At 71.3% G+C, this 12723-nt stretch carries 10 protein-coding genes and 1 pseudogene; 7 read left to right on the top strand and 4 right to left on the bottom strand.

The genetic code is table 11. The features are described 5' to 3' along the window. Nucleotides 1-73: 73 nt before the first annotated feature. The gene (locus OV079_RS06445; protein WP_267766859.1) at nucleotides 74-457 is read left to right on the top strand and encodes a hypothetical protein; all 384 of its coding nucleotides are present in this window, start codon (nucleotides 74-76) and stop codon (nucleotides 455-457) included. Nucleotides 458-747: 290 nt separating this feature from the next. On the opposite strand, the gene OV079_RS06440 is transcribed toward OV079_RS06445, so the two are convergent. Then, complete coding sequence (locus OV079_RS06440; protein WP_267766858.1) at nucleotides 748-1407, bottom strand: ribulose phosphate epimerase; 660 nt, start codon at nucleotides 1405-1407, stop codon at nucleotides 748-750. A gap of 69 nt (nucleotides 1408-1476) precedes the next feature. Between OV079_RS06440 and OV079_RS06435 the strand changes: the two genes are divergently transcribed. The 5 genes from OV079_RS06435 (at nucleotide 1477) to OV079_RS06415 (ending at nucleotide 7372) form a co-directional block, all read left to right on the top strand. Continuing rightward, entirely contained in the window at nucleotides 1477-1773 is a 297-nt protein-coding gene (locus tag OV079_RS06435; RefSeq protein ID WP_267766857.1) for a hypothetical protein, read from the top strand. Between the two features lie 30 nt (nucleotides 1774-1803). Further along, on the top strand, nucleotides 1804-3354 hold the full coding sequence (locus OV079_RS06430; protein WP_267766856.1) for a sigma-54-dependent Fis family transcriptional regulator: 1551 nt from the start codon (nucleotides 1804-1806) through the stop codon (nucleotides 3352-3354). A 184-nt stretch (nucleotides 3355-3538) separates the two neighbouring features. Then, nucleotides 3539-5107, top strand: coding sequence for an SPFH domain-containing protein (locus tag OV079_RS06425; RefSeq protein ID WP_267766854.1), 1569 nt, complete (start codon nucleotides 3539-3541; stop codon nucleotides 5105-5107). A gap of 618 nt (nucleotides 5108-5725) precedes the next feature. Continuing rightward, entirely contained in the window at nucleotides 5726-6355 is a 630-nt protein-coding gene (locus tag OV079_RS06420) for a hypothetical protein (protein WP_267766853.1), read from the top strand. Between the two features lie 378 nt (nucleotides 6356-6733). Continuing rightward, a complete protein-coding gene (locus tag OV079_RS06415) occupies nucleotides 6734-7372 on the top strand; it encodes an amidohydrolase family protein (protein ID WP_267766851.1) in 639 nt (212 codons plus the stop codon). A gap of 78 nt (nucleotides 7373-7450) precedes the next feature. Here the strand turns inward: OV079_RS06415 and OV079_RS06410 are convergent, their stop codons facing one another. After that, the gene (locus OV079_RS06410; protein ID WP_267766850.1) at nucleotides 7451-8725 is read right to left on the bottom strand and encodes an endonuclease/exonuclease/phosphatase family protein; all 1275 of its coding nucleotides are present in this window, start codon (nucleotides 8723-8725) and stop codon (nucleotides 7451-7453) included. A 157-nt stretch (nucleotides 8726-8882) separates the two neighbouring features. Here OV079_RS06410 and OV079_RS06405 point away from each other — a divergent pair, with 157 nt between their 5' ends. After that, nucleotides 8883-9800 carry a S1 family peptidase gene (locus OV079_RS06405; RefSeq protein WP_267766849.1) on the top strand — a complete coding sequence of 306 codons (918 nt, stop codon included), beginning with the start codon at nucleotides 8883-8885 and terminating at the stop codon, nucleotides 9798-9800. On the opposite strand, the gene OV079_RS57355 is transcribed toward OV079_RS06405, so the two are convergent. Further along, complete coding sequence (locus OV079_RS57355) at nucleotides 9757-10275, bottom strand: hypothetical protein (protein WP_267766848.1); 519 nt, start codon at nucleotides 10273-10275, stop codon at nucleotides 9757-9759. The two genes, OV079_RS06405 and OV079_RS57355, sit on opposite strands and share 44 nt — an antisense overlap. A 374-nt stretch (nucleotides 10276-10649) precedes the next feature. Further along, nucleotides 10650-12623, bottom strand: a pseudogene (locus OV079_RS06395) (YgiQ family radical SAM protein); the annotation flags it as partial. Nucleotides 12624-12723: the final 100 nt, after the last annotated feature.

The following is a 12723-nucleotide window of genomic DNA, read 5'->3' as shown; positions in this document are numbered from 1 at the left end:
GGCGATCCGCCGAATTTTGTCCCCGTCGAAGTCGGCGGTTATCCTACATCACCCACACCGGAGTTTTTGTCGGATGACGCACGAACGACGCCAAGATCGCAGCGAAAACCCCTGGACCGCCGGGGATCTCTACCTTCGGGCCGTTGCCCAGCGGACCGGCCTGGAGCACCTCACGCTCGCCACCCGCGAGGGCCTGCGCCTCTCCGGCACGGGTGACGAGGACCTCGGCAGCCGCGTCGCCGCGGTCGCTCCCCTCTTCGTCGAGGAGCCCGCGACCCTGCGCGCCGGGATGATCGACGAGCTGACCGACGGCCAGCCGATGCAGGTCTGGCGCGTCACCGTCCGCGACCGTCCCTTCTACCTCATCGGCTTCGGCGCCCTCACCGACATGTCCGAGGAGGTCCAGCACGCCTTCGACCGGATCTTCGCTCGTCCGGCCGCGCGCACCTCGAACTGAGATCGTCACCGCGTCACGACGCGCGCTCCGAGAGCCGCGACGATCTTCGTCGCGGCTCTTTGCGTGGGTCGCTCGACCTTCTCGCCTCGAGCTCGAGAGCGGCTCGCCCACCTCGCAAAAAACTCGAGCCGTCTCGTCACCGCAAGCGAGCGCTCGGCCTCGACCCCACGAGGTCTCCGCGCCGCTCGAGTCATCCCGCGAATGCGCGCAGGCTCGCGAGGCAGTCCGTCGACGCGGAGCCCCGCGAGGTGCACCTTCGAGGACGCCGCGTCGCCGCCCTCACCGCGCGCTCACGCCGGGATCACGCACACCCCGACGTCCGCGGTACCCGGCGGTGGGTCGGCGAAGAACGGCACGCAGTCTTCCGACGGGGCGCAGTCGGCGTCGCCGCCGGACACCGAGCAGTAGGGCGTGCAGCAGCCCATCGCGCCCATGCAGCCTTCGACCGTCTCGGCGGCCTGGCAGCTGAAGCCGGCCAGGCACGCGTTGGTGTACTCGCACGGCGAGTTGTCGTCGCCGACGTTCGCCCCCGGGTCCGGCGTGAAGCAGATGAAGCCGCCGAACGACGGGTCGCCGTAGCAGCCCTGCATGTCCTCGCAGTCTTGCAGCAGTGGGTCGCACGACTGCAGGCACACCGGCAGCACGCCCTCGTTCGCCGACTCGAGGCAGAGCTCGCCCTCCCCGCACGTGTTGCCTTCGCCGCAGTACGCCGTGCAGGTCCCGCCCTGCCCGGTGGCGAAGTCGAAGTTCAGGCAGATCGTCCCCTTCGAGCAGTTGTCGAGCCCCGAGAACACCGACTCGCCCATGTTGATGTTGCACGGGTCCCCGGCGGCGCCGGCGTTCATCGGCTCGTCGACGCACTTGTTGGCGTCCCAGTAGTTCGTCCCCATCGAGTCGTAGGCCACGCACTTCTGGCCTTCGGGACAGTCCTGGATCTTCGGGTTGCACATGCTCTCGCCGCCCTCGGTCGTGGTCGGCGTACCGGTGCTCGCCTCGCTGTCGGTCCCGGAGTGGTCCCGGTGCTCGTCTCGCTGTCGGTCCCGGTGGCGGTCCCGGTGCTGGTGGTCGGCTCCGTGGTCGGAGCGGTCTCGGTCTCTTTCCCCATCCCGTCGTCGCCGCAGCCTGCGATCAGCAGCGCGCCGACGAGCGCAGTCCTTCCCAGCACCTTCGCGCGTCCCAACTTCTTCATGGCGATTTTATCGCGAACGGCCCGCTCGGGCGTCAACGCCTGCATCCGCGCCGAGCTGCTCCGTGGCCGCCGCGCGCGGCTCCAGCGCTGTCTTCACCGCAGCGCGGGAACGCACGCCTCGGTTTGAGCCACCGTCTCATTCTGATACACTGGCCGAATGGAGCCAGCAGCGCGCAAGAGAGCGGCGAAGCCGAGCATCGGGGAGGCGACGCCGCGGCGCACGCGGGTCGATCGCGACAGCGTGCTGTTCGCGCTCGGCGAGCTGGTGCGCCGCGAGGTCGACCTCGACGCCTTGCTGGCGCAGGTCATCGACACCGTCACGAAGGCCATGGACGCCGACCGCGGCACCTTCTACCTGGTCGACCGGGCCCGCGGCGAGCTGTTCAGCAAGGCCGCGCACTTGCCGGAGCTGCGCGAGATCCGTCTCAAGGTCGGCCAGGGCATCGCCGGCCACGTCGCGCGCACCGGCGAGGCCATCAACCTCTCGCACACCGAGGGCGACCCGCGGTTTTACGGCGCCATCGATCGCGCCACCAACTACGCCACGCGCTCGATGCTGTGCGTCCCGGTCCTCGATCGCGCCGGCGAGATCCTCGGCGTCCTCCAGCTGCTCAACAAGAAGGGCGCCGCCTTCGACGACGACGACGAGGCCTTGCTGCGCGCGCTCGCCAGCCAGGTCGCCATGCTGGTCGAGAGCACCAGTCTTTACGGCCAGCTGCGGGCCCCCACCGGCGGACCGCTGCGCTACCGCTTCAACGGCGTGGTCGGCGGCGGCGCGCGGATGAGACGCGTCTACGATCTCGTGACACGGGCGGCCGGCACCGACGCGACCGTCCTCATCACCGGCGAGACCGGCACCGGCAAGGGGCTGATCGCGCGGGCGATCCACTACAACAGCCCGCGCGCCGGGCGGCCGTTCGTCGCCGTCGACTGCGCCTCGCTGCCGGCCACCTTGATCGAAAACGAGCTCTTCGGCCACGAGCGCGGCGCGTACACCGGGGCCGACCAGCGCAGCGTCGGCAAGTTCGAGGCCGCCGACGGCGGCACCGTCTTCCTCGACGAGCTCGGCGAGGTCCCGCTCACGCTCCAGAGCAAGCTGCTGCGCGTCCTGCAGGACCGCGAGTTCGAGCGGGTCGGCGGGCGCAAGACCCTCAAGGTCGACGTCCGGATCCTCGCCGCCACCAACCGCAACCTCGAGGACATGGTCGCCCGCCAGCGCTTCCGCGAGGACCTCTACTACCGCCTGCGCGTGCTCTCGCTGGCCATGCCGCCGCTGCGCGAGCGCGGCCCCGAGGACCTCGAGCAGCTCGCCTACCACTTCCTGGCCGGCTTCGCCCAGCGCCACAACAAGCCCGTCGTGCGCTTCTCCCCGCCCGCGCTCGCGCGGCTGCACGCGCACAGCTGGCCCGGCAACATCCGCGAGCTCGAGAACTGCATCGAGGGCGCGGTCGTCCTCAGCGTCGGCGACGCCATCGAGGTCGCCGATCTACCGTTGCCCGCCGACCCGCGCGAGCTGCCGGCCGCGGGCCGCAAGGCCGGTCGCGGCGGGGCGGACCTCGCCCGGCTGTCGTGGAACGAGATGGAGAAGCTCTACATCGAGGCCGTGCTGGCCGCCCACGACGGCAACCGCAGCGGCGCCGCCCGGGCCATGGGCATCGGCCGCGCCACCCTCCTGCGCAAGATCAAGACCCTCAAAATCCGCGCCTGACCTCGGCCCGCGCCGCGCCGTTCGCTGCAGGTGCATCGTAACGATCCACCTGCCTCACTTTGAGGCATGCCCGCTCGGGTCGCGAACGCGTCGTCCGCCGTTCACCCGCGTGACGCCTGAGCGGCGGGCCCGCCACGGCGCCTGGCACGCCGGCTGCTAAGGCCTCTCGCGCAGGAGTCGAACGATGACAGCCAAGCCCGCCCCCACCACGCCCGCCCCCACCGACAACGCCTGGCGCCAGGGCAAGCCCGTGGAGGATCCCGAGAAGATGAAGCGCTGGGGCTTCATCACCGCCAAGCCCAGCGAGTACCTGATCCACGTCCGCCGCGGGCGGATCCGCCGCGCCAGCACCGGTCAGGGCGCGAGCTGCTTCAAGTGGCCGTGGGACAGCGTCGCGGTCATCCCGACCACCATCAACCGTCTGCAGTTCACCGCCGACCAGGTCACCCTGGAGAAAGTCGGCGTGCAGATCACCGGCCTCGCCGTCTACCGGATCGCCGAGCCCGAGCTGACCTTCCGCATGCTCAACTTCTCGTACAGCGAGCGGGCGCAGGAGAAGCTCGGCGAGATCCTCACCGAGATGTTCGTCGGCGCCACCCGCCGCCTCGTCGCCAACCTGCGCGTCGAGGACGTCATGACCCGGCGCAAGGAGTCGATCGCGCGCGAGCTCATGGCCGAACTGGTCCCGATCGTCGAGGGCCGCGGCCGCACCGACGACACCAGCGCCACCGGCTGGGGCGTCATCATCGACACCGTCGAGATCCAGAACGTCCAGATCCTGTCGGACACCGTGTTCCAGGACATGCAGGCCAAGTTCCGCGCCGAGCTGGCGCTGCGGGCCCGCATGGCCGAGATGGAGAGCGCCCGCGAGATCGCCACGCTCGAGGCGACCTCGGCCCGCCAGATCGAGGAGGCCAAGATCGCCAGCGAGACCGCTACGCGCGAGCTCAAGGCCCAGGCCGAGAGCCGCACCATGCAGATCGAGCTGGCCGAGCACGCCAAGCGCGAGGAGCTGGCCGCGCGCGCCGCCGAGGAGCAGCGCGTGCGCGACCAGATGCGGGCGATCGCCGAGCTCAAGGCCACCACCGAGCTCGCCGAGGAGACGGCCGCCCGCCAGCAGGCGCGGGCGATCTCCGAGCTCAAGGCCGCCACCGAGCTCGCCGACGAGCGAGGCGCGCGCGAGCAGGCTCGCCTGCTCGGTGAGCTGCGCGCCAAGACCCAGCTCGAGCAAGAGAAGGCCGCCCAGGCCGAGGCCGTGCGGATCGCCCAGCTCGCGCGCGAGCGCAAGTACGCCGAGGCCGAGCGCCAGCTGCTCGAGGTCAAGCACGCCACCCAGCAGAAGGAGGTCGAGCTCGGCGCGCAGCTGGCCATGCAGCGCAACAAGGCCAACACCGAGCTCAAGGACCTCGAGAGCGCCGCGGCCGCGCGGCTCAAGGAGCGCGAGCTGCAGGTCGAGCGCCTGGCCGGCGAGGTGCGAGCGGCCGTCGCCCGGGCCGCGCGCGAGGTCGACAACCTCGTCTCGGACGACCGGATCCGCATGGCCCTGGTCGAGACCGGCCTGCCCGCGATCGCCGGCGCGTTCGCGCAGAAGTTCGGCGAGGTCAAGATCACCGCGTTCGGCGAAGGCGCCGATCCGTCGGCCATGGTCGCCCGCGGGATGGGCGAGGTCCTCGCCCTCGCCCGCAAGGTCGGCGCCGACCTGCTCACCCCGCCCGCCCCGCCTGTCCCCTCGGACAGCCAGGCCGAGCGCTGAGCGACGGCCCGGCCGCGGCCCGCGAGGGGCCTCGCTCGGCCGACGCCCCTCGCGCCGTTCCTGGCTCCGAGCGAGACGGCGCGGGCCGACGCTCCTCGCGCCCTTCCTCGCAGTCACCCCCACCGGCCTGTCTCTCCGGACATCCCGCGCGCGCTCCGGCCGCGGCCGCCTGTCTCTCCGGACATCTCGCGCGCTCCGGCCGCGTCCGCCTGTCTCTCCGGACATCTCGCGCGCACTCCGGCCGCGGCCGCCTGTCTCTCCGAACATCCCGCGCGCGCTCCGTCCGCGGCCCCCTGTCTCTCCGGACATCCTCGCGCGCGCTCCGGCCGCGGCCGCCTGTCTCTCCGGACATCTCGATCTCGCAGATCCGCCCCTCGTCGTCCGCGTGGATCGCCTGCCCCTTCGGACATCCGGGAAGCGCGGCGCGCCGGCTCTCTGCCTGGCCTTTGGGACATCCCGTCTCCGCGCCCCGCGGGGCGGCGCCTGCGCCGGTGTTCGCGGCTCGCTCGGTCCCTTCGTCGCCGGATCTGCGACTGTCCCCTCGCCTCGGTCTGCGCGACCCGACTCGATTGCCGGCCGCGATCGCGGGCCCACGTTTGCGTGACCTCCGGATCACCGATGACGACGCCAGTCCCGACCTCGGCCGCCGCGCGCTCGACCTGTCTCTTGCGACATGTCGCCATCCTCTCCGCGCTCGCCGCCTGCGACCTCGCGTCGCGGGACGGCGACGACCCCGGCACCTCCACCGCCGCCTCGACCACCGGCGCCGCCGCCTGCCCGCTCAACGACGCCTGGGAGCCCAACGACGAGCCCGACGATCCGACCGACGTCGCCTGGAGCGGCGTCAGCGAGTGGTCCGCCTACCACGAGGTCACCGACGCTTACCTCTGCCCTGGCGAGGATGACTGGTACCGCTTCGACGTCGCTGACCTCGGTTATGCCGTCCACTACCTCTACGTGCGCGGTCTGGTGGATGACGCCGGCCTGTGCGGAGCCGCGTGCGGGGAGCCGGTGCTCGCGCCCGGTCCCGAGCACGCCATGACCATCGAGGTCTACCGCGCCGACACGCACGAGCCGTTGACCGCGCAGACGGCCGACGGCGGCGTGCTCGCGCTCGGTGGATACGGCGACGACTATGCCGGCACCCTCCTGGTCCGCGTCCACAGCGACACCGCGACCGCCGAGTACCCGTATCGCCTGAGCGTCGAGATCCGCAACTACGAAGGCGAGGACGAGTGTGAGTGCTGAAGCCTCTGCGGGGCGCCTCGCGGCCCTCCTGCTCGCCGGCCTGGCGCTCGCCTGCGGCGTCCCGACGCCGACCGGCACCACCGGCATCGACGACGAACCTGCCGCGCGCGACCGCGTCGACGTCCACGTCCACCTCGTCGGCGGCGCGGTCGACGACCTGCTCGCCGCGCTCGATCGCAACGCCATCGCCGCCGCCGTCGTGATCGCCTCGCCGCACCTCGATCCCGCGCTCGGCCTCGCTCCCGGCCCCGATGCGCGCATGCACGGCTGGCGCGAGGCCAACGACGCCCTGCTCGCCGCCACCGCGGCCCACCGCGCGCGCCTGTTCCCGTTCATCGCCGTCGAGCCGGCCGAGGTCGACATCCCCGCGCTCGAGCGGTGGTTTCAGCGGGGGCTCGCGGCGTCAAGCTGTACTTCGGCCACCAGAAGCTGCACGCCCGCCCGCTCGACGATCCGGCCCACGCCTCCCTGTTCGAGTGGCTCGAGCAGCGCTCGGTGCCCGTGCTCGTCCACGTCAACACCGTGCGCTACCGCGACGAGCTCGCCCGCGTGCTGCGGGCCCACCCGCGCCTCGAGCTGGTCTGCGCCCACCTGTGCGGCAGTCGCACCGACCTCGATCGCCTCGCCGGCCTGCTGCGCGAGTTCCCGCGGCTGCGCGTCGACACCAGCCACGGCGCCGGCCTGCCCGGCGTCGACGGCTTCACCGCCATCGAGGAGGATCGGGACCGGCTGCGCGCCCTCATCGAGATCCAGCCCGAGCGGTTCCTGTTCGGCTCCGACCTCGTCACCGCGCGCGGGGCCCCCGGCGACCTCGACGCCGCGCGCGCCTGGGACCTGCAGCTCGCCGCCAACCTCGGCCTGCTCGAGCGCGAGCGGTTCGAGTTCTGGCGCCACGCCGCCCGGATCGGCGCGCTCACCCCCGGCGTCTATTTCGGCCTCGCGCTCCCCGAGCCCGCCGTCTCCCGCTTGCTCGGCGGCAACGCCCGCGCCTGGCTCGGCGCCTACCGCCCACCATGAACCTCAGGGCATGTCTCGAAGCACATGCCCCATCAGCCATGCCCTGGCAGACATGCCCGATCGGGCATGCCCGCGAACTCACTCGTCGGTCTCTTCGCCCGGGTCCGGCGCCTCGGTCCCGAGCTCGAGGTCGACGAGGATCGGGTTGTGGTCGGACACCAGCTTGCCCTCGGCGACCGGGCGCTCGATCACCTGCGGCTCGCGCGGGCGCAGGCCCTTGCCGGCGAACCAGTCGACGCGCAGCGGCACGCGCCCGCCCCACGGCGCCAGCCGGCGCTCGAGGTACGTCCACATCACCCGGCGCATCGCCTTGGGCATGTAGTCGAGCGCCTTGCGGAAGATCTCGGGGTCGTAGATGTCGTAGTAGATGGTCCCGCGGGTGAAGTCGTTGAAGCCGTCGATCTCGAACCCGCCGTCGCGCATCGCCGCGAACACCGCCCGCTCGAAGTGCTCCTCCGGCTTCATGTACTGGGCCGCCATGCCCTCGATGCCGAAGCGCGTCAGCTTGTAGAAGAAGTTGTAGGCCAGGCCGCGGCCGCTGCTGAGGTCGTACGTGTTGGTGTTGAGGTCGCCGCCGAGGAGCATGCGTTCGCCGCCGAACTCGCGCAGGCGGGTCACGATCTCGCGGATGTCGCGGGCGCGGTCGCGGGGCCCGGCGAACGGGTCGAGGTGGACCAGCGCGACCGTCAGCGGCCCGTCGGGCAGCAGCAGCTCGCACAGCAGCGCGCGCTTGTTGCCGATCCGCTTCTCGGTCGCGTGGAACTTGTCGCGCCGCTCCTGCAGCTCGACCGCCTCGAAGCGGAGCACCGGGAAGCGGGTCAGCAGGGCGCAGCCGTGCATCGCCTTGGTGTTGGGCACGCCGTGGCCGCGCTCGCCGCGGTCGCCCTCGGCCAGCACGAGGTGGTAGTTGGCGAACACGTAGCCCATGCCGAGCGCGTGGGCGAGCTCCTTCGGCACGTTGCGGTTGCCCGAGCGGCCCATGCCGATGTCGACCTCGGTCAGCAGCAGCAGGTCGGCCGCCGACAGCTCGGGGTCCGACGTCAGCAGCGTGTGGAGGCCCTCGAAGCGCTTGCCGCGCTCTACGTTCCAGGCGACCGCGCGGACGATCCCCGGGCGTCGCGGCGCCAGCGAGTGGCCGAGCGTCGGCTCGAGGTCCCATTCGAAGCCGCGGAGGACCCGCTCCAGCTGCGGACGGATCGTGCGGAACACCGGGTCTCGCTCCAGGCGCCGGCGCGTGCGGATCCGGGCGATGTGGGCCAGCGCGTCGGTGAAGTCGTGGTCGAGCTGCGAGCGGAGCGGGAGCGGACCTGGCTCCGAGACCAGGTTAGGATAGGCGAAGGTATTCGTCGGCACGCGCCTCCCCGGGTCGGACCCCGTGCGATCGGTACCAACCAGGGGCGCTGTCCCGGGTCCGCGGGCGCGCCCTCGGGCATTTCGATCCGCGCCCCGTGTGCGCGGGACGCGGGTCGGATCGCCGTGGATCGCCGGCGATCGGGGTTATTCTAGTCGCATGTTGCAGCTCGGCCTCGTCGCCCTCCTCGCCTCGCCGCTCCCGTGGACCGCGCCCGCGCCCGCGCCCGCGCCGATCTACGGCGGCGAGTTGGTCGAGCCGGGCGCGTGGCCGACCGCCGTGGCGATCCTCATCGGCGACACGATGTGCACCGGCACGCTCGTCAGTCCGAAGGTCGTGCTGACCGCCGCGCACTGCCTCGACAACAACCCCTCGCCCGCGCTCATGCACGTCGTCGTCGGCGACGACGTGTGGACCGAGTTCAGGACCATCGCCTCCGTCGCCTCGCACGGCTCGCACCCCGACTTTTGCGGCACCGACACCGAGGTGTGCAAGGTCGACATCTGGGACTACGGCTACGTCATGCTCGAGGAGCCGCTCGTCGGCGTCGAGCCGACGCGGCCGCTCAGCGACCAGGCCGAGTGGGACGCCGCCATGTACATCGGCGCCCCGATCACCGTGGTCGGCTTCGGCGACGACGAGAAGAGCCTCAACGGCTTCAAGCGCCAGGTCGACGTCGAGATCGTCCGCTTCAGCCCGAGCGGCCTCGAGTTCCAGGCCGGCGGCGAGGGCCACGACTCGTGCCAGGGCGACTCCGGCGGCCCTGCGTTCGTCACCCTCTCCTCTGGCGAGGTCGTGCTCGCCGGCGTCACCTCGCGCGGCTACACGTGCGGCAAGGGCGGCTTCTACGCCATCCCCTACGCCGCCCTGTGCTGGCTGAACCAAGAGACAGGTGTCGACCTGCGCACCGACGCGTGCGAGGCGTGCGACTGCCTGGTGACCGAGCCGAACCGCGACGACGGCTGCGGCTGTGCTGCCGGGGGCGACGCGGGCGGCTCGCTCGGGCTGATCGTGTTGACGGCGCTGGCCGGGTTCAGAAGATCTGGGCGCCGACCCGCACGTACGTCTCGGCGCTGAGGACCTCGAGCAGGCGGTCGTTGATCGCCTCGGGGTCGTAGTTCGAGAAGTCGATGCCGCGGAAGAACGCGTCGTAGGTCTTGGCGACCGTCAGCGCCTTGCCGCCCGGCTCCTTGCCGGTGATCGTGAGCGGGCGTCCGTCATCGGCCGCGCTGAGGTCGAGCTCGACGATGGTGGTCTGATTGGTCTGGAACTTCCAGTTGGCGCCCTCGTGGGCGCCGGACGGGTCGACCGCCGTGCCAGCGAGGTAGACCGTCAGCCCCTCGACCGACGCGTGGCCGTGGAGCTGGTACGGCGTGTCGAACGCCTGCTCGGCCAGCGACGACTGGTAGCGGCCGTACTCGACGCGCAGCTTGCAATATGTCCCTTCGGGCAGCTCGACCGAAGCGAAGTCGACGAGGTCCTGATCCTGCGCCGCTGGTACTCGGGGAACGGGCCGTACGGCAGCTCGAAGTCGAAGCTCTCGCCGGCGCACGACTCGACCTGCGCCGCGGTCATCACGATCACGCCCTCGGCCAGGTTGATCTGCCAGCCCTTGTCGTTGACGAACACGCGGGCGGCGTCGGCCTCGCCGAGGTTCGGCAGGACCCCCTTCTCGTCGCGCGTACCGTGGTGCGAGATGGCCAGCGAGAGCTTCGTCTTCGGCTCGAGCAGCGCCTCACAGCCCGCCAGGCTCGACATCACAGTGACAGCCGCCAACACTCGCGTCGCGCTCCGCATCATCGTCATAAAGCTGGGGCATCTTATCCATAGATGGCTGTGACGCGGAACTACCGTCCGCGCCCGAGCTCGTGCGCTAGCATGGTGGCAGGGCGAACCTGCACCGGCGACGCGAGCGCGACCATCGGCGCGGCTGCCGGAGCTCGGCGGCGCTACCGGTTCACGGTCCGGCGGCCCCGAGCCCGCGCCGTGCCCGCCTGGCGCCCGGGACAGGCGACGCTCCAGGTGTGCGCGTCGCTCCTCCTCCCCCGGCGGCACCAGACACGACGGCCCGTGACCGATCAGCGCAGCGCGCCCGGCTCGGCGCAGCGCCTCGCGAGCGAGGTGGTGCTGCGCCGGATCCCAGTAAAGAAGGAGCGACTTCTGCAGCTTCTTCTCGCGCAGCTCCTTCGCCGTGTAGACCGGCTCGCGCGTGAACGGATCGCGACCCGTGTAGTACATGCAGGTCGCCATGCTCATCGGCGTGGGGATGAAGTCCTGCACCTGCCTGGGCCGCACGCCTCGCGCCTTCAGCCACAGCGCGAGATCGACCATGTCGTCCAGCGTGCTGCCCGGGTGCCCCGAAATGAAGTAGGGCACCAGATGCTGATCTTTGCCCGCGGCCTCGCTCGCGCACGTGAACTGCTCGGCGAAGCGCTCGTAGCTGGCGACCCCGGGCTTCTTCATCTTGGCGAGCACGTCGTCCTTCACGTGCTCGGGCGCCACGGACAATTGTCCGCCGGTGTGATGCGTCGCCAGCTCGCGGATGAACGCCGGAGATCGTTCTGCCAGGTCGTAGCGGACGCCCGAAGCGATGAACACGCGCCGCACGCCCTCGGCCTTGCGCACCTTCTTCAGCAGGTCGACGAGCGGCCCGTGGTCGGTGTCGAGGTTCTCGCACACGCCCGGGTGGACGCACGACAGCTTGCGGCACGCGCTCTCGATCTGCTCGCTCTTGCAGCGCATGCGGTACATGTTGGCCGTCGGCCCGCCGACGTCCGAGATCACGCCGCGGAAGTCGTCCATGCGGCGCAGCGCCCGGATCTCCCGCAGCACGCTCTCGGCCGAGCGCGACTGGATGATGCGGCCCTCGTGCTCGGTGATCGAGCAGAACGTGCAGCCGCCGAAGCAGCCGCGCATCGTCACGATCGAGTGCTTGACCGTCTCGAACGCCGGGATCTTGCTGCCCGCGTACGTCCAGTGCGGCCGGCGCACGAACGGCAGGTCGTACAGCGCGTCCATGTCGCGCATGTCGAGCGGGTGCGCCGGCGGGTTGCAGTAGAGCGCCCGGTCGCCGTGCGGCTGGACCAGCGGCCGCCCGTTGCCCGGGTTCGTCTCGTGCTGGAACGCCCGCGACATCTCGAGGAACGCGTCCTTGTCGGCGCTCGCCTCCTCGTAGCTGGGCAGGTGCAGCGGCAGCCCGTCGCGCACGTAGCGGCTCTTCGGCAGGTGCTCCCACTGGCCCTTGGGCAGCATCACCGCGGTGCCGCGGACGTCGCGGATCGTGCTGATGTCTTCGCCGGCCTTGAGCCGCCGCGCGACCTCCCACACCGGCCGCTCGCCCATGCCGAAGATCAGCAGGTCCGCCTTGCTGTCGACCAGCACGCTGCGGCGCACCTGGTCGCTCCAGTAGTCGTAGTGGGCGATCCGCCGCAGGCTCGCCTCGATGCCGCCGAGCACCACCGGCAGCCCCGGGAACGCCTGCCGGGCCAGGTTCGAGTAGACGATGCTGGCGCGGTTCGGCCGCTGCTCGAGCGCGCCGTCGGGCGAGTATTGATCCTCGCCGCGGATCTTCTTCTGCGCCGTCAGCTTGTTGAGCATCGAGTCGAGGTTGCCGGCGGTGATGCCGACGAACAGCCGCGGCCGACCCAGCCGCGAGATGTCCTTCGGGTCATCCCAGCGCGGCTGCGCGATCATCCCGACCCGCAGCCCGCGGCCCTCGAGGAACCGGCCGATCAGCGCCCCGCCGAACGCCGGGTGGTCGACGTACGCGTCGCCGTTGATGAGGAGCACGTCGAGCTCGTCCCACCCGCGCGCCTCCATCTCCTCGCGGGTCATCGGCAGGAACGCCCGCAGGTCCCGCGGCGGCGCCGTCTTGCTGGCCCTGAGCTGGACGAGCGACATGCGGCGAACACTAGTCGATCCGGCGCCCGCGCGCCCGCGCCTGCGCGTGCGCCACCTCTTGCCCGCGGGCTTGCGGGGCCCCCGCCTCTCTCCTATTAAT

The sequence above is a fragment of the Nannocystis pusilla genome, assembly GCF_026626665.1.
Classification (GTDB): domain Bacteria; phylum Myxococcota_A; class Polyangia; order Nannocystales; family Nannocystaceae; genus Nannocystis; species Nannocystis pusilla.
Note: the sequence above shows the minus strand (reverse complement) of the source record. Positions and strands in the feature narration are given on the sequence as shown.